The organism is Herbaspirillum sp. Her4, assembly GCF_057961335.1.
Map to the genome: position 1 here is coordinate 1914066 of NZ_CM176330.1, position 22785 is coordinate 1936850.

Here is a 22785-nt window from a genome sequence, read left to right on the forward strand (position 1 = left end):
GTATCTAGCCTCTCTTTTCATGATCCGGTTTTCCAAGTCTTTCACTGAACGTACTGTCAACTGGCGGCTGGCGCGTCTGTTCTCTTCGGCAATGGTAGTGGCTTCTGCCTCGGCCCTGCTGCCGCTGTCGGTGCACGCCCAGATGAGCATGCCCACCGCTGCGCCTGCCACGCCGCCCGCACAGGACCAGGACGCCCCGGTCAATGTCAGCGCCGAGCAGATGACCGGCCGTCCCGACCGCCAGGTCAACCTGGACCGCGACGTGGAGCTGGTCAAGGCAGCGACCACCATCAAGTCCGACAAGGCCGAATACCGCATCATCCAGGATGAAGTCGAGGCCACCGGCCACGTCTGGATGCAGCGCCTGCAGGACCAGTACACCGGCGACTACGCCGAGATGAACATGGGCACCGGCGCCGGCTACGTGACCAATCCGACTTACCTGATCGGCAAGAACGGCGGGCGCGGCAAGGCCGAGCGCATCGACTTCCTGGCGGACGACCAGGCCAAGGTGACGCAGGGGACCTACAGCACCTGCGAAGCACCGGATCCCGACTGGTATCTGCGCGCCAACACCATGGACCTCGACAGCGGTCGCGATATTGGCACCATGCATGGCGGCCTGCTGTATTTCAAGGATGTACCGATTCTGGGTTCGCCCTGGATGACGTTCCCGCTCTCGGGGGAGCGCAAGTCGGGCGTGCTGCCGCCCACCATCGGCATGACCAGTACCGGTGGCGCAGAGATCTCGATGCCGTACTACTTCAACCTGGCACCCAACTATGACCTGACGCTGGTGCCGAAGTACATCGCACGCCGCGGGCTGCAGATGGGGGCGGAAACGCGCTATCTGGGTGATAGCTACAGTGGTACTACCAACGTGGAAGGGATCCAGGACCAGGTCACCGGAACCGGCCGTTATTCGCTGTCCTCGATTCACAACCAGACCCTGGCACCCGGCCTGCAACTGGCCTGGAACCTGAACAAGGCGTCCGACAACGACTATCCGTCTGACTTCTCGCATTCGATCACGGGCAGCACGCAGCGCTTGCTTCCGCGTAATGTCAGCCTCAGTTACAGCAGTACGTACTGGAGCGTGACCGGTCTGGTGTCAAAATATCAGTTGCTGCAGGACGTCAATGCGCCCATCGCGAAGCCCTATGATCGCGTACCGCAGATTACATTCGTGGGCAACCGCTATGACATCGGTGGATTCGACTTCAGTACCACCGCCGACTTCACCCGCTTCTCCAGCGGCGACCTGATCGGCGGCGACCGCGCCTACGTCACGCAAACGGTGTCATATCCCTTCATCCGCCCGGGCTATTTCATCACGCCCAAGGTGATTTTGGATGCGACCAGCTACAATCTGAACAACGTCTCGGCCGGTCAACCGACCAATTTGACGCGTACGGTGCCGACCGTATCGCTGGATTCCGGCCTGATCTTCGAGCGCGAATCCGATCTCCTGGGCCGCAGCATGACCCAAACGCTGGAACCGCGCCTGTTCTACGTTCGTACCCCTTACCGCGACCAGTCGCAGTATCCGGTGTTCGATTCCGGCCTGGCCGACTTCAACTTCGCGCAGATCTTCACCGAGAACCGCTTCGTCGGCCACGACCGCATCAGCGACGCCAACCAGCTGACCGCCGCCGTCACCTCGCGCCTGATCGAGGAAAACGGCCTGGAGCGCCTGCGCGCGGCCATCGGCCAACGTTACTACTTTGCCGATCCCAAGGTCGGCATCAGCGGCACCACCACCACCACGCTGGGCAGCAAATCCGATCTGTTGCTGGCCTTGGGGGGGCAGATCACCCGCGAGTTCTCCACCGACAACACCGTGCAGTACAGCGAGACCCTGCGCCAGATGGTGCGTTCCACCTTCGGCATCCGCTGGCAGCCGGCCCCCAAGCGCGTGCTGAACCTGCAATACCGCCTGGACCGTACCTACATCAACCCCTACACCGGCGTGCTCGATCCGCTCAAGCAGATCGACGTGTCCGGCCAGTGGCCGATTACCCAGCGCATCTACGCCGTCGGCCGCATGAACTATTCGATTCCGGACCGCACCGTGGCCGAAGGCCTGGCCGGCTTCGAGTACAAGGCCGACTGCTGGGTCTTCCGGGTGGTGGCGCAACGCATACCGACCTCGTCCACCAAGGCATCGACGGGCTTCTTCATTCAGCTCGAACTCAATGGCCTCTCCAAGATCGGGTCCAACCCGCTGGATGCCATCAAGAGCAGCGTGCCCGGTTACCAGAACGTGAACCTGCCGGATACCATGCCCGGCAACAACTTCTAACCTTTTTCGAACCAACGATTAGTCCATGCGTAATATGCGTACACCACTCCTCGCAACAACCAAAACAGTGACCGCGCTGCTGTGCATGCTGGGCGTGATCAGCAATGCGCATGCGCAGTTCGCGACCACCATCATCCCGGTAACCCCGCCGGAAACCACCAGCAGCGCGCCGTCGGCACCAGCCAAGGGCTCGCCCAAGGCCGCCGTCAAGCCCGCCGCCAGCAAGCCGGCCGCCCCTGCGGCGGTGCCAGCTGCCCCCGCACCGGCGGCAGCCAGCGCGCGCAATGAGCCGCGCCCGGTGGATTCCATCCTGGTGGTGGTCAACAATGAAGTCATCACCCGCCAGGAAGTCGCCGAGCGCCTGGCCAGCGTCGAGAAGCGCATGGCCGCACAGAACGTGCAGCTGCCCCCGCGCCAGCAACTGGTGCGCCAGCTGGTCGAGCGCATGATCGTCGAACGTGCCCAGGCGCAAATGGCCAAGGAAAACGGCATCGTGGTCGACGATGCCATGCTGGACCGCGCCATGCAGCGCATCGCCGAGCAGAACAAGCTGTCCATGCCGGAATTCCGCAGCCGCCTGGAGGCCGAGGGCATGAACTACGCCAGCTTCCGCGAAGAGATTCGCCGCGAAATCCTGAGCCAGCGCCTGCGCGAGCGTGAAGTGGACAACAAGGTGGTGGTCACCGAGTCCGAGATCGACAACTACCTCGCCGCCGAAGCCAATGCCGGCGGCCAGCGTCAGGAACTGGACATCGCCCAGATCCTGATCCGCGTGCCGGAAAACGCCAGCCCCGAACAGCTGGCCGCCCGCCGTGAACGTGCCGAAGACGTGCTGCGCCAGTTGAAGACCGGTGCCGATTTCGCAAAGACCGCCGCCGCTTATTCCGATTCGTCGGATGCCCTGTCCGGTGGCGACCTTGGCTGGCGTCCGGCGGACCGCCTGCCGCAACTGTTCCTGGATGGCGTGGCCAAGCTGCAGGATGGCCAGGTCAGCGGCCTGCTCAAGAGCGGCAACGGCTTCCACATCCTCAAGCTGGTCGGCCGCCGCGCCGCCGGGGGCACCCAGGCAGCCGCCCCCGCCGTGCAGCAGACCCACGTGCGCCACATCCTGATCAAGGTCAACCAAGTCGTCACCGCGGCCGAAGCCAAGCGCAAGCTGACCGAACTGAAGGAGCGCCTGGACCACGGTTCGGCTACCTTCGAGGAACTGGCCAAGCTGTACTCCAATGACCTGTCCGCCTCCAAGGGCGGCGACCTCGGCTGGATCTATCCGGGCGATACCGTGCCCGAGTTCGAGCGCGCCATGGACCAGTTGAAGCCGGGCGAAGTCAGCCAGCCCATCGAAACCCCGTTCGGCTATCACCTGATCCAGGTGGTCGAGCGCAAGACCGACGATGCCTCCAAGGAGCGCACCCGCCAGGCCGCGCGCCAGGCCATCCGTGAGCGCAAGATCGAGGAAGCCACCGAGGACTGGATGCGCCAGATCCGCGACCGCGCCTACGTCGAGTATCGCAACGACGATTGATCGCCGCACCGGCAGGGGCAGCCAGCGGGCTGTCCCCATGCGTGCAAGAGAGGCCGGCCTTGTCGCCGGCCCTTGCCTTTTTGAAGCCCGTTTTTTCCCATACAGGCCATGAGTGACACCGCCATGAACCGACCCATCCTCGCGCTGACCTGCGGCGAACCGGCAGGCATCGGTCCGGAAATTTCCCTGCGTGCCGCCTGGGAGTTGCGCCACGAAGCGCGCTGCATCCTGCTGGGTGACGCCGCCTTGCTGGCACAGACGGCCTATGAGATCGATCCGCAGATGCGGGTTGCGGCGCTCTCCATCCAGGCCTGGCGCAACAGCGGCCTGCCCGATTTTCCGGTCGATTGCCTCACCGTCATCGATTGTCCGGTGGCCGAACCGGTGCGTGCCGGCGTGCTGGATGCGCGCAATGGCCGTGCCGTGTTGCAGACGCTGGACCTGGCCGTGCAGGGCGCGCTCTCCGGCGCCTTCTCCGCCATCGTCACCGCGCCGCTGCAGAAGAGCGCCATCAACGATGCCGGCGTGGCCTTCACCGGCCACACCGAATACCTGGCCGAAGTCACCGGCACGCCGCAAGTCGTGATGATGCTGGCCGGCGGGGATGCGCCGCACCTGCGCGTCGCCTTGGCCACCACGCACCTGGCCTTGAAGGATGTGCCGTCCGCGATCACCGGCGAGAGCCTGGCACGCACGCTCGACATTCTGCAAGCAGACCTGTGCGACAAGTTCGGCATCGCCCATCCGCGCATCCTGGTCACGGGCCTGAACCCGCATGCTGGCGAGAATGGCTATCTGGGCCGTGAAGAAATCGAGGTCATCACCCCCGCGCTGGAAGCGGCCCGTGCGCGCGGCATCGATGCCCGGGGACCGTATCCCGCCGACACGCTGTTCCAGCCCAAATACCTGGAAGAGGCCGACTGCGTCCTGGCCATGTATCACGACCAGGGCCTGCCGGTCCTGAAATTCGCCAGCTTCGGCCACGGCATCAACATCACCCTCGGCCTGCCCCTGATCCGCACCTCGGTCGACCACGGCACTGCGCTGGACCTGGCCGCCGCCGGCCTCGGCCACGCCGACCATGGCAGCCTGTGCGTAGCCATCCGTGCCGCTGCCGACATGGCGCGCCGCCGGGCCGCCGCCTGATATTGCAAGAACCCACTGGAACCACCATGAAACACATCCCGCGCAAACGCTTCGGCCAGAACTTCCTCACCGATGACGTGGTGCTGCACGACATCATCCGCTCCATCGCGCCCGCCGCCGACGATGCCATGGTCGAGATCGGCCCGGGCCTGGCGGCCATGACTGCGCTGCTGCTGGAAGAGTTGCGCCACCTGCACGTGGTGGAACTGGACCGCGACCTGGTCGAGCGCCTCAAGAAACGGTTCAGCGCCGAGCGCCTGACCGTGCATTCAGCGGACGCCCTCAAGTTCGACTTCGCCAGCATCCCGGTGCCGGAAGGCCGCAAGCTGCGCGTGGTCGGCAACCTGCCCTACAACATTTCCAGCCCCTTGCTGTTCCACCTGGCCGAGATCGCCCCGCAGGTGCAGGACCAGCATTTCATGCTGCAGAAGGAAGTGGTCGAACGCATGGTCGCCGAACCGGGCGGCAAGGCCTATGGCCGCCTGTCGGTGATGCTGCAGTGGCGCTATCACATGGAGCTGCTGTTCGTGGTGCCGCCGACCGCCTTCGATCCGCCGCCGCAGGTGGATTCGGCCATCGTGCGCATGATCCCGCTGGCGCAGCCCATGGCCTGCGAGCAGGCCTTGCTGGAGCAGGTCGTCACCAAGGCCTTCTCCCAGCGCCGCAAGGTGATCCGCAACTGCGTGGCGGGCCTCTTCACGGAAGACGAATTGCGCCAGGCCGGCGTCGATCCGCAGGCGCGTCCGGAAGCGGTGCCGGTGGACCAGTTCGTGGCCCTGGCCAACCTGCTGGCCGCGCGCCAGGCCTGAGGCCCGTACAGGGCGTGCAATGCGGCTGTTGCACTTTATTACAGCCGCGGCGCCACCCGTAAGAACTGTAACGAAGTTTCATATTCCGTAGTTTCAAGCTGAACCTGTCTTATATTGGAATCGTGCCGCGACAGATCGCGGACTTCTTTGACAGGAGCCAATCATGGCCAGCAAAAAAATCGCATCGGTATTGATCGCCACCACTCTTCTGGCTTCGGCCGCCGTCGTCAGCACGCCTGCGATGGCGCATGACCGGGGCGGCAACGGCGTGGCGATTGCTGCCGGTATCATCGGTGCCGTCGCCATCGGATCACTGATCGCCAACTCGCAGCCGGCACCGGTCTATCAGGCCCCGCCGCAGCAGGTTTACTATGAGGCCCCGCAGCCGGTGTATTACCAGCCGCCGCAGCAGGTAGTCTACGAGCAGCCGCGCTACTACGCCCCGCCGCCGCCGCGTCCGGTGCGTTACGTGGAACGGACCGAGGTACGTACCTATCGTTACGACGACCGTCCGGACTACTACTCCTACTACGGCCGCTGATCACGGCCGATGAGCAGGGCGGCGGACAAGGTTCCCCCGCACAGGACATCCAGGCGCAAGCCATCTTGAGGAAAACGGGCAACCTTGTCGGGTTGCCCGTTTTTTGTCGTGGGGCGCAGAAAAGCGGTGGTGGGCAAGCAAAGCGTCAGTAAAACGCTACATAATGACGAGCCGCTTGGCATTTTGTCAGCATAATGAGGCTGATCGTTTCGTCAGAATGACGAAACAGCGCGCATTGCCAACCAGCAAGGAGATGCTCCCACGATGATGGCCCCCATCGCCGCCGATGACATCCGGACCGCCCTCGACGCCGGCCACCTCTGGCCGGCGCTGCAGCCGCTGGTGCATCTGCGCAGCGGCCGCATTGCCGGTTTCGAAATGCTGGCGCGCTGGACCTGTCCGCAGCGCGGTGTGGTCTCCCCCATCGATTTCATCGACATCGCCGAACGTGGCGGCGTACTGGATGTCCTGCTGCTCAAGTTGCTCGACACGGTGGCCGCCACCCTGCGCCACTGGCCCCCGGAGCTGCGCCTGGCGATCAACCTGTCGCCCTGCCAGTTCCTCGACGGCAGCCTGCTGGATCGTCTGGCTGCCGTGATGCATCAGCATGGCCTGCCCATGTCGCGCCTGCAGCTGGAGATCACCGAGACCGTGCTGGTGCAGGACCACGAGCGCACCTTGCAGACCATCCTGGCCGCACGCCTGGCCGGGGCCAGCCTCTCGCTGGATGATTTCGGCACCGGCTATTCCAGCCTGACGCGCCTGCAGTCCTATCCCTTCGACGAGATCAAGATCGATGCCAGTTTCGTACGCACCATGGACCAGAACCCGGACAGCTTCCGCATCGTGCTGGCGGTCGCGGGCCTGGGCCAGAGTCTCAAGATGCACGTGGTCGCCGAAGGCATCGAGACTGAACACCACGCCCATCTCCTCAAGCGCATGGGCTGCGAATTCGGGCAAGGCTTCCATCTCGGCCGTCCTGCTCCGCTGGCCGATGCGGCACGCCTGATCGGCGAGCGCGGCGTGTGGTCGCGCCTTAGCGCCGGGATCGATACCTCGCCCTTCCAGCGCTGGCACCAGCTCGATTCGCTCTATCGCAGCGCGCCGGTTGGCCTGTGCTTCCTCGATCCCTTGCTGCGCGTGGTCAGCGCCAATGCCATGATGATCGACCTGCTCGGTGGCTATGCCGGCACCGAGCTGGAGGGCAGCCCGGTCATCGATCTGTTGAACCGCAGCGAACATCGCCCGCTGTTGCAGATGGTGGCCGAGGTGGTCGACGGCGCGTCTCCTGCCGCCACGGAATTCTTCAATTCGCGCACCGGCCGCACCTCGTTGCTGGCCTTCCAGGTGGTGCGCAGCGACCTGGGTGAATTGTTGGGCATCTCCGGCTCGGCGGTGGACATCACGGCGCGCGTGTCCGCCGAGCGTACCGTGCGCGACAGTGAAGAACATTTCCATCGGGCCATCGACCTCAGTCCCAACATCCCCTGGGCCGCCGATGCGCAAGGCGTGATCGACTACATTGGCCCGACCTTCGAATGGCAGCCCGAGCTGACTACCGCCCAGCGCCACCAGCAGTGGCTGGCGCGCATGCCCGAGGAAGACCGCTTGCGGGTGCGTCAGGAATGGCTGGCCAACCTGCCCACGGGGCGCCCCTTCCGCACCGAATTCCGCGTGCTCTGGCCGGACGGCCAATGGCGCTGGATGCGCAGCCGTGCCTCGCCCCACAGCGACAGCGAGGGCCGCATCGTGCGCTGGTACGGACTGATCGTCGACATCAGTACGGAGCGCCGCTTGCAGTACCGGATCAGCGCGCTGGAAGAGCAGATCCACCGTCTGCGCGGGACCGATCAGGACTGAGTGGTCGCGATGCTGCGGACTTGCATGGCGGGCCTTCGGCGAGCGCCCGGCAAATCGGGGATAATGTCGGCTTGCTTCACGTTAGCCATGAAAAGGAGTCGCCAAGTGAGAATGTTGCATACGATGCTGCGCGTGGGAAATCTGGACCGTTCCATCGATTTCTATACCCAGGTGCTGGGCATGAAACTGCTGCGCAGGAATGACTACCCCGACGGCAAGTTCACGCTGGCCTTCGTCGGTTACGGCGAAGAACGCGATCACACCGTGCTCGAACTGACCCACAACTGGGATACCGAATCCTATGACCTGGGCACCGGCTACGGCCACATCGCCATCGAGGTCGACGATGCCTACGCCGCCTGTGAGGCGGTCAAGGCCAAGGGCGGCGCGGTCACCCGCGAAGCCGGTCCGATGAAGCACGGCAAGACCGTGATTGCCTTCGTCACCGATCCGGATGGCTACAAGATCGAGTTCATCCAGAAGAAGGAACAGTACAGCGCCGCCGACTGAGGCAAGTCGCTGTCAGCCTGCCAGCCCGCGCACGCGGGCTTTTTTCATGGCGCGGCCATGCGGCGGGATTTTCGCAGCACAGGCCGTGTCCATGAGGATGCATCGCTGCATCCACGCATGTCTGCATCTTGCATCTCTGCATCAACAGAACAACAACAGGAACGCCAATTGAGCCTCTACCAACTCTCCAAAAGTCATCTGCGCCGGCTATGGGTCGAATACGGCATCCTCTGGAGCGGTGCCATCATCGTCGGCCTGGTTGCGGTGCTGTATGCACAGGCCATCGAACTCGGCTTCGGTGTCTTCCGCAGTATCGAACACAGGTCGCCCTGGCTGCCGCTGCTGCTCACGCCCGCTGTCTGTGCCGCCTGCGTGTGGCTCACGCGCCGCTACTTCCCCGGCTCGGAAGGCAGCGGCATCCCGCAGGCCATTGCCACCCTGCATGGGGATACCGCTGAACGCGGCAGCGTGCTGCTGTCCATCCGCGTGCTGGTCGGCAAGATCGTGCTGTCGGTGGTGGCCATCGCCGGCGGCATGACCATCGGCCGCGAAGGACCGACGGTGCAAATCGGTGCGGCCATCATGTACAACCTGCGCCGCCTGTATCCGGCCGGATACGAACACATGGAACGCCGCCTGATCCTGGCCGGTGCCGCCGCCGGCCTGGCGGCGGCCTTCAACACGCCGCTGGCCGGCATCGTCTTCGCCATCGAGGAACTCTCACGCAGCTTCGAACAGCGCGCCAGCGGCGTGGTCATCACCACCATCATCTTCGCCGGCCTGGTGGCGCTGTCGATCAATGGCAACTACACCTATTTCGGCTCCATCGCCTTCCCTGGCGAAACCAGCGGCCGCCTGATCCTTGCCGTGATCGTGACCGCAGTACTGATGGGCGTGGCCGGCGGACTCTTCTGCTGGCTCATCCTCAATCCGACCCGCTGGATTCCTGCCCCCGTCGTGACGCTGCGCGCCGAACGTCCGGTGGCGTTCGCGGCGCTGTGCGGTTTCATCGTCGCGGTCATCGGCGTGGCCGCCGGCGGGGCCACCTTCGGCAGCGGCTACGAACAGGCGCATGGCCTGCTCAACGACGGGCAGGGGCTGTCGGTGTTCTATCCCTTCCTCAAGTTCGCCTCCATGATCGGCTCCTACCTGCCGGGCCTGCCGGGCGGTATCTTCGCGCCTTCGCTGTCCATCGGCGCCGGCTTCGGCAACCTGCTGCACCTGCTCTTCGGTGGCACCTCGCTGCCGATGCTGGTGGCGCTGGCCATGGTGGGCTACCTCGCGGCCGTCACGCAATCGCCGATCACCGCCTTCGTGATCGTGATGGAAATGGTCGACGGCCATGCGCTGGTGATCTCGCTGATGGCCACCGCGCTGATTGCCTCGGCGGTCTCCAAAGTATTCGCACCGCCGCTGTACGAAACGCTGGCCGAACGTTATCTCAAGCACTGACGCTACACATCGTCGAAAGGCTGCGTCAATTTGACGCAGCCGCCCACACCCGCTCCCCGGGCAGCTGCGCGCCGCCTTCGTCATTCTGTCGTGCCGCGCGCGACAATATGTCGCACTCCCTCGTCGTTTTGCTTGGCCATAATCGCCCGCTGTACTTGCCTGCACAGACAGGCAGACCGATAACGACAACCCCTGGGGATTTCCATGCAACTCACTCCTTGTGCCTGCGCCATCGCGCTGGCGTTCAGCGCTTGCGGCCATGCCCTGGCCCAGACCACTTCTGATGCGGCCGATGCGCCCCTGCCGACCGTCACCGTGCGCGGTGACAAGCCTGCCGCAACGGCCCCGCTCAACGCTGACAGCGCTGCGCTGCTGGCCGATCAACCCGGTTACGCCAGCGCCGCAGCGGGCGGCGTTTCGGCGCTGCCGGTCCTCAATGGCTTCGCTGCCGACCGTCTCAAGATACGCCTCGATGGCATGGAGGTCACCGCCGCCTGTGGCAACCAGATGAACGCACCCATGTCCTACATGCCGCCCGCGCAGGTCGGGATCACGCGCGTGATGGCCGGCATCACGCCGGTCAGCGTCGGTGGCGACAGCATCGGCGGCACCATCGAACTGGCGTCGCCGGCACCACAGTTCGCGGCACAGCCCGGCGAGCTGCTGACCAAGGGTGGCTTCTCGGTGGCCGCCCGCAGCGTCAATTCGGAAGTGTCGGCGTCGGTGGAGGGCACGGTGGCCAGCGACAGTCTCTCGGTCCATTACGTGGCCAGCCAGTCGCGGGCCGAGAGCTACGTCAACGGCCGTGGCGACAAGGTGCTGGGCAGCCAGTTCGAGAGCAACAACCACGCGGTGACGGTGGCCGCACGCGGCGACGGGCAGCAACTGGTGTTCAAGGCCGGGCAGCAGTACATCCCTTACCAGGGCTTCCCGAACCAGTACATGGACATGACCGGCAACCGCTCCACCTTTGCCAACCTGGGCTATGAGCGCCGCTTCGACTGGGGCAAGCTGCTGGGCCGCGTGTACTGGCAGCGCACCGAGCATGAGATGGGATTTTTCAGCGCCGAACGCACCGGCACCATGCCCATGCAGACACAGGGCCGTGATCTCGGTTACACGCTGCGCGCCGATATCGACCTCGCGCCGGAGGGCCGCAGCGTACTGCGCGTGGGCAACGAGTACCACAGCTTCCATCTGGATGACGACTGGCCGGCCGTACCTGGCTCGATGATGATGGGCCCCCGGACCTATGTGAACATCAACGACGGCAAGCGCGATCGTTACGCCCTCTTCGCCGAGTGGGAAGGCAAGTTGAATGAACGTTGGAGCACGATCGTGGGTGTGCGCGACGAGTTGGTCAAGACCGATGCCGGCAACGTGCAATCCTATGGCACCAACATGATGAACATGGCTGACCTGACGGCGGCCAATGCCTTCAATGCCCGCGGCCACGCGAAGACCGACAACAACATCGACCTCACCGCACTGGCGCGCTTCACGCCCGACGCCGGGCAGACCTGGGAGGTGGGTTATGCCCGCAAGACGCGTTCGCCCAATCTCTACGAGCGCTACACCTGGGGCCGCGGCACCATGGCCATGACCATGACCAACTGGTTCGGCGATGGAAACGGCTATGTCGGCAACATCGATCTCAAGCCGGAAGTGGCGCATACCCTCTCGGCCACCGCTGACTGGCATGCGGCCGACAAGGACGGCAACGAACCGCGCTGGTTCTTCAAGCTGACACCGTATTTCAGCTACGTCGAGAACTACATCGATGCCGACGTCATCGGCCGCTTCAATCCCTACAGCGTCAGCACTGCCTCGGGTGCGCTGCTGCAATTCGCCAATCACGATGCCCGTCTGTATGGCATCAACGCCTCGTGGAAGTGGCCGCTGTTGCGCACTGCCGGACTCGGGGACATCGCCTTCACCGGCAAGGCCGGCCTCACGCGCGGCAAGCGTATCGATGGCGGCAACCTGTATCACATGATGCCCTTCAACGTGCTGGCCGCGCTGGAGCAGCAGCAAGGCGCGTGGACCAACCGCGCTGAAGTGAATTACGTCGCACGCAAGACGCTGGTGGACAGCAATCGCCTGGAGCCGGTCACCGCCAGCTATACCGTCTTCAACCTGCGCAGCAGCTATCAGTCCAACCAGGCCATCAGCGTCAGCGCAGGCATCAGCAATCTGTTCAATCGCAACTATGCGGATGCGCTGGGCGGGGTCTACCTGTCGGGATTGGCCAAGACCAAGAGCGGCAGCCTGCAAGCCTTGCCGGGCTATGGGCGCTCGCTGGACGTGGGTGTGAACGTGCGCTTCTGAGCGAGAGAGGGAGGGCCGGACCCGGCCGGTCAGAAGATCGGCATGGTCTCGGCTGCGCTGTCGCGCAAGGCTTTCTTGGCCGATTCGAATTCGGGGAAGATCGATTGCACCGTGGCCCAGAAGCGTGGGCTGTGGTTCATCTCGCGCAGGTGCGCCAGTTCATGCGCGATCACGTAATCGATCAGCGGCAGGGCGAAATGCATCAGCCGCCAGTTCAGGCGGATGCGCGCATCCGACGTGCAGGAGCCCCATTGCGTGGTGGCCGAGGACAGTGCGTAGGAGCGATATTGCACGCCCAGCTTCTCGGCATAAATCATGAGCCGCTTGCCGAACAGTTCTTCAGCGCGCGCCTGTAGCCAGCCCTGCACGCGATCCTTCAATTGCTGCTCGCCGGCGTCGGCCGGCAGGCTGATGTTGAGTTCGCGCGTGACTTCGTCGAGGAACACCGCCTGGCGCTGGCCGGTGCGGATGCGCAGCGTGATCTCGGCACCCAGATAGGGCAGGGTGGCGCCATCGCGCCATTGCATCTGCGGTTGCAGGCGACGCGCCGAACGCTCGCGGCGCTCGTTGAGCTTGGAGAGGATCCAGCGCTGCTTCTCGCGGATGGCGTTGTCGATCTCGGCCAGCGTGACCCACTTGGGCGCGGTCACGCGCAGGCCTTCATCACTGACCAGGAAACCGATGGTGCGGCGCTTGGAACGCAGCAGTGCGAAATCGATGGTGTGCTCGCCCAGCTGGATGCGGCGCTTGCCATCGGCCGGGCGGGCCGTGGTCGGCGGGGCCAGCAGCGGACTGGGAGGTGAGGGTGATGCGGGTGGTTCGGGAATCAGGGGCGGCGGCAGCGGAGCCGCATGGACGACCGGATGCGGTGTCACGATGAGCGGCGGCTGCACCGTAGGTGAAGGCAACGCCGGACCCGGATCGACGGGCGCCGCTGCCGGCGCAGCGGCGGGCGCGCCAAACAAATCCAGTTGCAGCGAGAGCTGGTCGGGATTGGGTTTGGGTTTGCGGAGCAGTATCAAGGCAGTCGCGGCGTCCTGTGTTGCTGTTGGCTAAGGAGTTGGCCGCGCGGCATTACTGCGATGCAGTCGTGGCGGCCGGCCGGGGCGCGCTGTTTTTGTAGACGTCCGGCGAAATCACGCGCATCTCGGATTCTATCCAATTTTCGACGCGCTCGTTCAATTCCTGGGGATTCAGGCCTTCCGGCGAAATCGGCTTGCCGATCGAGACCGTGATGACGCCCGGCTTCTTGACGAAGCTGCCCTTGGGCCAGCATTCGCCCGAATTCATTGCGACGGGTACCACCAGCGTATTGGTTTCCACGGCCAGGCGCGAACCGCCGGCCTTGTACTTGCCCTGCGAGCCCACGGCGGTGCGCGTGCCTTCCGGGAACATCACGATCCACTGGCCATCGCGCAGACGGCGGCGGCCATGTTCCAGCACTTGTGCAAAGGCATCGCGGCCTTTCTTGCGATCGATCGGGATCATGCGCAAGAGCCCGATGCCCCAGCCGAAGAAGGGAATGTAGGTCAGTTCCTTCTTGAACACGAACACCAGCGGACGCGGCATGTTGATGACGTAGAAGATGGTTTCCCAGGCCGATTGGTGCTTGGAGAGCAGGATCACCGGCGCATCGGGCAGGTTCTCGGTGCCGCGCATTTCGTAGCGGATGCCGCAGATCACGCGCGCGGTCCAGATCACGAACACGTTCCAGCGCGAAGTCCACCAGTAGCGCTGGGCGTAAGGGAAGGGGGCCGACAGCAGGCAGGCGAAGGACCAGATGATGGTGGCCACGGCCATCAGGACCATGAAGACCACCGAACGCAGAATCAGGACAAGGCGCAAAATCGTTTCTCCCATGCCGAAGCATGTTGTTGTAATGAATGGGGTTGGCTGCGCGGTCGCAGTGACGGCACTATACCGAGACCCCGACCGGCGACTTCAGAATGAAATCAACCACTGCCGATAAATCCGGAAACACCAGCGTGCCTGGCGGCAAGCCGCCCTTGGCCTGGGTCTTCTCGCCCTTGCCGGTCAGCACCAGGTAGGGCGCACAGCCGGCCACATAGCCCGCCTGCAAGTCGCGCAGCGAATCGCCTACGGTCGCCACACCGCCGCGCAGGCTGATGTTGAAGCGCTTGGCGATCTCGTGGAACATGCCCGGCTTGGGTTTGCGGCAATCGCAATTGTCATCGGCCGAGTGCGGGCAGAAGAATACCGCATCGATATCGGCACCGGCCTGCTGGGCCGCATTGTGCATCTTCTGGTGGATGGCGTTGAGGGTCTTGATGTCGAACAAGCCGCGCGCCACGCCGGACTGGTTGGTGGCCACCACCACGCGATAGCCGGCCTGGTTCAGGCGCGCGATCGCTTCCAGCGAACCCTTGATGGGGATCCACTCGTCGGGCGACTTGATGAAGGCATCGGAATCCTGGTTGATGACGCCATCGCGGTCGAGAATGATCAGTTTCATTCCTGCTTTCCTTCATGAATACCGCCGCGCCAGGACAAGCCCGTGCGCGGCGGATCGGTGTTGCGTGGGCCCTAGCCGGTAGCGTGTTGGATTACGCGGCCAGCTTGGAAATGTCAGCCACCTGGTTGAGCATGCCATGCAGCGAGGCCAGCAGGGCCTGGCGATTCTTGCGCAGCTGTTCGTCCTCGGCATTGACCATCACGTCGTTGAAGAAGGCATCGACGTTCTGGCGCAGCTGTGCCAGGGCCTTGAGCGCACCGGCGAAGTCACCCGCGGCGTAGGCTGCCTGCACCTGCGGACGCGTGGTCTGCATGGCGGCGAACAGGCCCTGCTCGGCGGCTTCCTGCAGCAGGTTTTCCTGCACGGCACCGTGGGCATCGATGGCCACGCCTTCGATCTTCTTCAGGATGTTGGTGATGCGCTTGTTGGCAGCGGCCAGGGCCTCGGCTTCCGGCAAGGCGGCGAAGGCTTGCACGGCTTGCAGGCGTTCCACCACGTTGTCCAGCACGTCAGGCTGCTGGGCCACCACGGCTTCCACTTCGTTCTGCGCAAAGCCGCGCTCGCGCAGCAGGCCGCGCAGGCGGTCGTAGATGAAGGCCTGCACATCGGCGCGCGGATCCTTGAAATTGGCGTTGCCGGCGAACAGTCCCGCAGTCGCATCCAGCAAGGCGGTCAGCGACAGCGGCAGGCGTTTTTCGACCAGCATGCGCAACACGCCCAGGGCATGGCGGCGCAGGGCGAACGGATCCTTGTCGCCGGTCGGCTGCAGGCCGATGCCCCAGATGCCGACCAGGGTTTCCAGCTTGTCGGCCAGGGCCACGGCGGTACCGGTGGCGGTGGCAGGCAAGGCGTCGCCGGCAAAGCGCGGCTGGTAGTGTTCGGAAGCGGCCAGTGCCACTTCATCGGACTCGCCGTCGTGACGCGCGTAATACGTGCCCATGATGCCTTGCAGTTCGGGGAACTCGCCGACCATGTCGGTCAGCAGGTCGGCCTTGGCCAGCAGCGCGCCGCGCTCGGCTTGCTTGACGTCGCCGCCCAGCAGGCTGGCGATCTTGCCGGCCAGCGCCTGCACGCGCTCGGTGCGCTGCAACTGGTTGCCCAGCTTGTTGTGGTAGACCACGTTGGCCAGTTGCGGCACGCGATCGGCCAAGGATTTTTTCTTGTCCTGCTCGAAGAAGAACTTGGCATCCGACAGGCGCGGACGCACCACGCGCTCGTTGCCGCCGATGATGTGTTCGGGGCGATCGGTCTCCAGGTTGGAAACGATCAGGAAGCGCGAACGCAGTTTGCCATCGGCGTCGGTGAGCGCAAAATATTTCTGGTTGGTCTGCATGGTCAGGATCAGGCATTCCTGCGGCACGGCCAGGAATTCATCTTCGAACTTGCATTCGTAGACCACCGGCCATTCCACCAGTGCGGTGACTTCGTCCAGCAGCGAATCCGGCATCAGCACTTGATCGCCACCGGCCTTGGCCAGCAGCGCAGTGCGGATCTTTTCGCGGCGCTCGGTGAAACTGGCGATGACCTTGCCTTGCGTGGCCAGTGCCTCGACGTAGGCATCGGGCGAGGCGATCTGCAGCACACCTGAGGACAGGAAGCGATGGCCCAGCGTGGTACGGCCGGCATCCAGGCCCAGCGTATTGATCGGCACCACGTCGTTGCCCAGCAGCGCCACCAGGTAGTGCGCGGGACGCACGAAGTGCACCGTCTCGCCGGCCGCGCGGCCGAACTGGCGCTGATAGCTCATGACCTTGGGGATGGGCAGCTTGGACAGGCTTTCGTCGAGCGCAGCCTGCAGGCCCACGGCCAGGGCCGAACCCTTGGCGGTATAGGTGTAGAAGAAGCTCTCGGCCTTGCCATCCTGGGCGCGTTCCAGCTGGTCCGGGGTGATGACGGTGGCACCGGTGGAGGCGGCTAGTGCGGCCAGCTTCTTCACCAGCGGTGCCGACGGGCGGCCTTCGGCGTCCAATGCGACGGTCACCGGCAGCACTTTTTCGCGGATCGATTTGTCCGGCGAGGCGGCGCGCACTTGCGTGATGGAGACGGCCAGGCGGCGCGGCGTCGCGTAGGCGGTGGCGGCAGCACCGGCATCGAGATAGCCGCGGCTTTGCAGGCCATTGACGATGCCATTGGCGAAGGCATCGCCCAGCTTGGCCAGCGCCTTCGGCGGGAGTTCTTCGGTGACGAGTTCTACGAGGAGTGTCTGGTTCATGTTGTCTGTCTTGCTGTCTTGCTGTCTTGCTCGGGACACCGGTCAAGTCAACCGGTGCCGCATGATGTCGTGTTGCTGCGTCTCAGGCGGCAGCTTGTGCCGGTGCCTGGCCCAGCATCGGGAAGCCCAGGCGTTCGCGCGATTCGAAGTAGGCCTGCGCCACCGCCCGCGAAAGATTGCGGATGCGGCCGATGTAGGCGGCGCGCTCGGTCACCGAAATGGCGCCACGGGCGTCGAGCATGTTGAAGGTGTGGGCGGCCTTGAGCACCTGTTCATACGCGGGCAGGGCCAGCGGCACTTCCATCAGGCGCTTGGCTTCGGCTTCGTAGTTGGTGAACAGCGAGAACAGGAAGTCGGTGTTCGAGTACTCGAAGTTGAAGGTGGATTGTTCCACTTCGTTCTGGTGGAACACGTCGCCATAGGTCAGGTGCTTCTTGACGCCGTTCTCGGTCCATTCGGTCCAGACCAGGTCATAGACGTTTTCCACGCCCTGCAGGTACATGGCCAGGCGCTCGATGCCGTAGGTGATCTCGCCCAGCACCGGCTTGCAATCGAGGCCGCCGACCTGCTGGAAATAGGTGAATTGCGTCACTTCCATGCCATTGAGCCAGACTTCCCAACCCAGGCCCCAGGCGCCCAGGGTGGGGTTTTCCCAGTCATCCTCGACGAAGCGCACGTCGTTTTGCTTCAGATCCAGTCCCAGCGCCTCCAGCGAGCCCAGGTACAGGTCCAGGATGTTTTCCGGCGCCGGCTTCAGGACCACCTGGTACTGGTAGTAGTGCTGCATGCGGTTGGGGTTTTCGCCATAGCGGCCATCCTTGGGACGGCGCGAAGGCTGGACATAGGCGGCGCGCCACGGTTCCGGGCCGATCGCGCGCAGGAAGGTTGCCGTGTGCGAGGTGCCCGCGCCGACTTCCATGTCGTAGGGTTGCAGCAGTGCGCAGCCCTGGGCGTCCCAATATTCTTGCAACTTGAGGATGATTTGTTGAAATGTCAGCATCGTGTGTGGTGGCCTGGCGAACCGGCGGAGGAATTGCGAAAACCTTGAATTTTAGCGCCTTTTGGGGCGTTTGACCCGGTTTTGCCAGGGCGCGGCACTGCCGGCCCCTGGCATTTGAGATCAGTGGCGAATGCGCGCGGCCTTGTTGCGGCCCCAGGCCAGCAGCAGCATCAGCAGCGCCAGCCCGACGATGAGCTTGTTGCCCAGCAGAATGTAGGGGGTCTGGCCGCCATAGCCCTGCACCTGGCCGGAGAGCACGCCGCGCGTGTAGGGCGGCAGTTCGCTGACTGCGCCGCCCGGCAGGATCACCGCCGTGGCTCCGGTGTTGGTGGCGCGCAGCATCGGGCGGCCGGTTTCCAGCGTGCGCATCTGCGAGATCTGCAGGTGCTGGGGCAGGGCGATCGAATTGCCGAACCAGGCAATGTTGGACAGGTTCAGCAGCAGGCTGGCCTGCGGCTGGCCGGCACGGTAGGCATCGCGCAGCTGGCCGGCGATTTCTTCGCCAAACAGATCTTCGTAGCAGATGTTGGGCAGCACCCACTGGTCCTTCACGCCGAAGGGCGACTGCACCGGCGCGCCGCGCGTCATGTCGCCCAGCGGGATGTGCATCAGGTCGACGAACCAGCGGAAGCCCGGCGGGATGAATTCACCGAAGGGCACCAGGTGGTGCTTGTCGTAGCGGTAGGGCATCAAGGCCGATCCCACTCCGGGGCCGAAGCCCAGCACCGAATTGGCATACAACTGCGGACCATCGGAGAGCGGAATGCCCAGCGCCAGATGGCTGCCGCTCTTTTGCGCGAAGCGCGCGATGCGTTCCAGATAATCCGGTGGCAATTGCTGCGGCAGCAGCGGGATGGCGGTTTCCGGGGTGGCGATCAGGTCGGCCGGGGCGGCGCTGATCATCTGTTCGTACATGCCCAGGGTGGAGACCAGGGCATCGTTGGAGAATTTCATTTCCTGCGGAATGTTCCCCTGCAGCAGGCGCACCGTGATCGGCTGGCCTTGTGGCGCGGTCCAGTGCGCCAGCCGCAAGGCCACGCCGCCCGCGCACAGCAGGGCCGCAGCACACAGCGGCAGCACGATGCGCTGGCCAGTGCCCGCCACGCCCTTGCGCGTGAGGCCCATCCACAGCAGCGCCAGGCTGCCCGCGATGAGCGCTGCGACCCAGCCGACGAAATAGACGCCGCCCACCGGGGCGAAGCCGGCCAGTGGGCCGACCGTATGCGCATAGCCCGAAATCAGCCAGGGGAATCCCGTGAAGACCCAGCCGCGCGCCCACTCCGACAGCGCCCACAGCGCCGGCAGCATGAACAGCGCCAGTACCAGCGGCGAGGACGACCAGCGATGGCGCAGCCAGCCAGCCAGCGCGGTAGCCGCACCCGCATACAAGCCCAGATAGAGCGCCAGCAAGCCCACGGCCAGTGCCGCCATCCAGCCCGGCATGCCGCCGTAGTCATGCATGCTGATGTAGAGCCAGTGCACGCCCGCCGCCGCCCAGCCGAAACCGTACAGCCAGCCGCGCAGGAAGTGGCGGCCGGTGGAGGCTTGCGGTTGCGCCAGCACGCCATGGAACAGCCAGGCCAGGGCCAGGATCTGCAAGGGCCACAGTTTGAAGGGCGCGAAGGCGAAGACGTTGACCGCGCCCGCTGCGACCGGCAGCAGCAGGGCCAGCGCCGTGCCGAGGCGACCGCGCGCAGCGGTCGCGCCGCGCGGCAGCGGCAGGTCTTGGGAGGAGGGGGAAGTCACGGTTGCAACGGCAGGCAGATCAGGCGATTCACTCGTCGTCCAGCGGTGCCGGCGGCAGCTTGGACACCAGCAGCACGTGGACCTGGCGCGCATCGGCGCGCAGCACTTCGAAGTGCAGGCCATCGATGTCGAATTCGTCGCCCTTGCGCGGCACGCGGCCCACGTGATTGGCGACCAGTCCGCCGATGGTGTCGGCGTCTTCGTCGGAGAAGCGGCTGCCCACTTCCGCGTTGAACTGCTGGATCTCGGTCAGGGCTTTCACGCGCCAGCGCGCGCCGTGCGGGCCATCCTTGAGGGCCAGCACATTGTCTTCGGCTTCATCGAAATCGTATTCGTCCTCGATGTCGCCGACGATCTGTTCCAGCACGTCCTCGATGGTGATCAGGCCGGCCACGCCGCCGTATTCGTCCACCACCACGGCCATGTGGTTGCGGTTGGCGCGGAAGTCGCGCAGCAGTACGTTCAGGCGCTTGGATTCGGGAATGAAGATGGCCGGGCGCAGCATGTCGCGCACGTCGAAGGATTCCTCGGCGTAGTAACGCAGCAGGTCCTTGGCCAGCAGGATGCCGATCACCTTGTCGCGCTCGCCATCCACGGCGGGGAAGCGCGAGTGGGACGTGGCCAGCACTTCGGGCATCCAGGTTTCGATCGGTTTGGAAATGTCGATGGTGTCCATCTGCGAGCGCGGCACCATGATGTCGCGCACGGCCAGGTCGGAGACCTGGAACACGCCTTCGATCATCGACAGCGCATCGGCGTCGATGAGATTGCGCTCGTGTGCGTCGTGCAACACTTCGAGCAGTTCTGCCCGGTTCTCGGGCTCGGGGGAAATCAGTGCGGTGAGTCGTTCAAACAGGGAACGATGGGGTTTAGCGTCAGACTTGACGCTACTAGGGTGATCTTGCATGGCGTTAGGCGCGAGCCCGACGTAGTTTCGAAGAGCCATAGGATACAACAATTATGTGACAAGTCCACTAAAGGCCCGGCCACAGCGGGCTGCCGTCCCGCTTGCCTCTTGGAAATTCCGATGTCTTCACGCCATTTCACCGAGCAAAAAAAAAGCCGGCATTCACGATGCCGGCAAGTACACCCTCAGGGAAAAACTTTCTGCCTGGTGCTCAGGCGTAGCTCAGGGCCGGCATCGCCGTGTCTTGGGAATATTGCTGCACAGCGGCCTGCTGCGAGCCGCGTACACCGCTAGGTGCAGCCTGCTCGGCCGAGAGCTTGAAGATGCTCACCACATCGGTCAGGGCCACGCTCTGTTGCTGCATGGAGGCGGCGGCCGCGGCAGCCTGTTCCACCAGGGCGGCGTTCTGCTGGGTGGTTTCGTCAATCCGGGCCACGGCGGTGTTGATCTGTTCCAGGCCGGCAGTCTGCTCGGCGCTGGCGGCGCTGATGTCCTGCACGATATGGGTCACGCTCTGGATGCTCCTGACCACTTCGTCCATGGTCGACCCGGCTTCGCTGACCTGCTTTTCACCAGTAGCCACCTTGGCGACCGATTCATTGATGAGCGTCTCGATTTCCTTGGCGGCAACAGCCGAGCGCTGGGCCAGCGAGCGCACTTCGGAGGCGACCACCGCGAAACCACGGCCTTGCTCACCGGCACGGGCCGCTTCCACTGCAGCATTCAGGGCCAGAATGTTGGTCTGGAAGGCAATGCCGTCAATCACGCTGATGATGTCCACGATCTTGTGCGAGGAGGTGCTGATGGCGTGCATGGTTTCGACCACGCGGTTCACGGCGGCGCCGCCCTTGGTGGCCACGTCCGAGGCATTGTCGGCCAGGCGCTTGGCTTCGCGGGCATTGTCGGAGGTCTGCTTGACGGTAGCAGTCAGCTGCTCCATCGCCGAGGCGGTTTCCTGCAGCGAGCCGGCTTGCTGCTCGGTGCGGTGGGACAGATCCATGTTGCCGCGCTTGATTTCGTCTGAGGCCACGGCGATGGTGTCGGTACCATGGCGCACTTCACCGACGATGGCCACCAGGCTGTCATTCATGCCCTTGAGCGCGGCCATCAGCTGGCCCAGCTCATCCTTGCTGGTGACTTCGATGCGGCTGCCGAGGTCACCCGCTTGCACGCTCTGCGCCACGCTCACGGCCTGGGCCAGCGGACGGGAGATCGAGCGGGTCAGCAGCCAGGCGATCAGGCCACCCAGGATCAGGGCCGCAATGCTGGCTCCCATCATGGTCCACTTGGCCATGGCGTAGGCGGCTTCAGCTGCGTCCACATTGGCTGCGGAATTCTTGCGCAGCAGCTTGTTGAATTGCTCCACGTGGGCAATCACGCGATTGAGGATGGGCATGCAATCCTTGACCAGCGAAGTGCGTGCCGCTTCGTTCTGTTGCGAGGTCGCCAGCTTGACGATGTTGACGGCCACCGGCAGGTATTGCGCCTCCAGCTTGCGCAGTTGCTCCAGCATGTCGCGTTCCTGCGGCGTGGTCGCCGGATCTTGCATCAGGCGGGTCAGCTCGGCCATGCCGGAATCGATATCTTTCTGGGCGCTGCCGACCAGGTCGAGATCGCCTTTCTGTTCGGCAGTCCCATTGACCAGCGTCAGGTTGCGGGCCGCAATGGCGCGCAGGCCCACGGCGAATTGCACTTTGGAAAGTGCTTCAAGCTTGCCCTCGTCGATGGAGGTCAGGAAGACGATGCGATCATTCAGACGCGAGACTTGCTGCAGGCCGAAGCTGGCGACGGCCACCAGCAGGACCAGTACGGCGGCAAAGCCAAGGCCAAGACGATGGCCGATCTTCAGGTTCTTCATGACATCCTCCCCGATGGGTTTAATTGGTGTGGAAGCATTCTCGTTCAGCCGGAGTCCGCTTCCCATCGGGCTTTTCCTGAATTGCCTAGTTAAATGTCAGCGGAAAATCACCGTCA

Annotated in this window: 17 protein-coding genes; 9 read left to right on the forward strand and 8 right to left on the reverse strand. The window is 64.1% G+C overall.

Going from position 1 to position 22785, the window contains the following annotated elements; genetic code table 11:
* Positions 1–19 precede the first annotated feature (19 nt).
* From ACWFUC_RS08800 to ACWFUC_RS08840, 9 genes are all read left to right on the forward strand, one after another.
* The gene (locus ACWFUC_RS08800) at positions 20–2302 is read left to right on the forward strand and encodes an LPS-assembly protein LptD (protein WP_489624666.1); all 2283 of its coding nucleotides are present in this window, start codon (positions 20–22) and stop codon (positions 2300–2302) included.
* Between the two features lie 25 nt (positions 2303–2327).
* A complete protein-coding gene (locus ACWFUC_RS08805; RefSeq protein ID WP_121037705.1) occupies positions 2328–3827 on the forward strand; it encodes a peptidylprolyl isomerase in 1500 nt (499 codons plus the stop codon).
* Between the two features lie 123 nt (positions 3828–3950).
* Entirely contained in the window at positions 3951–4973 is a 1023-nt protein-coding gene (gene pdxA / locus ACWFUC_RS08810) for a 4-hydroxythreonine-4-phosphate dehydrogenase PdxA (RefSeq protein ID WP_489624667.1), read from the forward strand.
* A 26-nt stretch (positions 4974–4999) separates the two neighbouring features.
* Positions 5000–5782: a 16S rRNA (adenine(1518)-N(6)/adenine(1519)-N(6))-dimethyltransferase RsmA gene (rsmA, locus tag ACWFUC_RS08815; RefSeq protein ID WP_121037700.1), complete on the forward strand. Its 783-nt coding sequence runs from the start codon at positions 5000–5002 to the stop codon at positions 5780–5782.
* Between the two features lie 163 nt (positions 5783–5945).
* Positions 5946–6323, forward strand: coding sequence for a hypothetical protein (locus ACWFUC_RS08820; protein WP_034335597.1), 378 nt, complete (start codon positions 5946–5948; stop codon positions 6321–6323).
* 264 nt (positions 6324–6587) lie between these two features.
* Positions 6588–8183 (forward strand): EAL domain-containing protein, encoded by a 1596-nt coding sequence (locus ACWFUC_RS08825; RefSeq protein ID WP_489624668.1) that lies wholly within the window; start codon positions 6588–6590, stop codon positions 8181–8183.
* Between the two features lie 105 nt (positions 8184–8288).
* Positions 8289–8693 (forward strand): lactoylglutathione lyase, encoded by a 405-nt coding sequence (gene gloA / locus ACWFUC_RS08830; RefSeq protein ID WP_039790136.1) that lies wholly within the window; start codon positions 8289–8291, stop codon positions 8691–8693.
* 168 nt (positions 8694–8861) lie between these two features.
* The gene (locus tag ACWFUC_RS08835; protein ID WP_134135441.1) at positions 8862–10145 is read left to right on the forward strand and encodes a chloride channel protein; all 1284 of its coding nucleotides are present in this window, start codon (positions 8862–8864) and stop codon (positions 10143–10145) included.
* A gap of 204 nt (positions 10146–10349) precedes the next feature.
* Positions 10350–12473, forward strand: a complete 2124-nt coding sequence (locus ACWFUC_RS08840) for a TonB-dependent receptor (protein ID WP_489624669.1) — start codon at positions 10350–10352, stop codon at positions 12471–12473.
* A 29-nt stretch (positions 12474–12502) separates the two neighbouring features.
* On the opposite strand, the gene ACWFUC_RS08845 is transcribed toward ACWFUC_RS08840, so the two are convergent.
* The 8 genes from ACWFUC_RS08845 to ACWFUC_RS08880 all read right to left on the reverse strand — a co-directional run bounded on the left by ACWFUC_RS08845 (position 12503) and on the right by ACWFUC_RS08880 (position 22669).
* Complete coding sequence (locus ACWFUC_RS08845; protein WP_489624670.1) at positions 12503–13495, reverse strand: M48 family metallopeptidase; 993 nt, start codon at positions 13493–13495, stop codon at positions 12503–12505.
* 52 nt (positions 13496–13547) lie between these two features.
* Positions 13548–14333, reverse strand: a complete 786-nt coding sequence (locus ACWFUC_RS08850; RefSeq protein WP_489624671.1) for a lysophospholipid acyltransferase family protein — start codon at positions 14331–14333, stop codon at positions 13548–13550.
* Positions 14334–14388: 55 nt separating this feature from the next.
* Positions 14389–14946 carry a D-glycero-beta-D-manno-heptose 1,7-bisphosphate 7-phosphatase gene (gene gmhB, locus ACWFUC_RS08855; RefSeq protein ID WP_017451462.1) on the reverse strand — a complete coding sequence of 186 codons (558 nt, stop codon included), beginning with the start codon at positions 14944–14946 and terminating at the stop codon, positions 14389–14391.
* 91 nt (positions 14947–15037) lie between these two features.
* Positions 15038–17158 carry a glycine--tRNA ligase subunit beta gene (glyS, locus tag ACWFUC_RS08860; RefSeq protein ID WP_209579855.1) on the reverse strand — a complete coding sequence of 707 codons (2121 nt, stop codon included), beginning with the start codon at positions 17156–17158 and terminating at the stop codon, positions 15038–15040.
* Positions 17159–17240: 82 nt separating this feature from the next.
* Positions 17241–18158 (reverse strand): glycine--tRNA ligase subunit alpha, encoded by a 918-nt coding sequence (gene glyQ, locus ACWFUC_RS08865; protein WP_039790129.1) that lies wholly within the window; start codon positions 18156–18158, stop codon positions 17241–17243.
* 120 nt (positions 18159–18278) lie between these two features.
* On the reverse strand, positions 18279–19904 hold the full coding sequence (lnt, locus tag ACWFUC_RS08870; RefSeq protein WP_489624673.1) for an apolipoprotein N-acyltransferase: 1626 nt from the start codon (positions 19902–19904) through the stop codon (positions 18279–18281).
* A gap of 28 nt (positions 19905–19932) precedes the next feature.
* Complete coding sequence (locus ACWFUC_RS08875; protein WP_489624674.1) at positions 19933–20811, reverse strand: CorC family transporter; 879 nt, start codon at positions 20809–20811, stop codon at positions 19933–19935.
* A gap of 211 nt (positions 20812–21022) precedes the next feature.
* Positions 21023–22669 (reverse strand): methyl-accepting chemotaxis protein, encoded by a 1647-nt coding sequence (locus ACWFUC_RS08880; RefSeq protein WP_489624675.1) that lies wholly within the window; start codon positions 22667–22669, stop codon positions 21023–21025.
* Between the last annotated feature and the right edge of the window lie 116 nt (positions 22670–22785).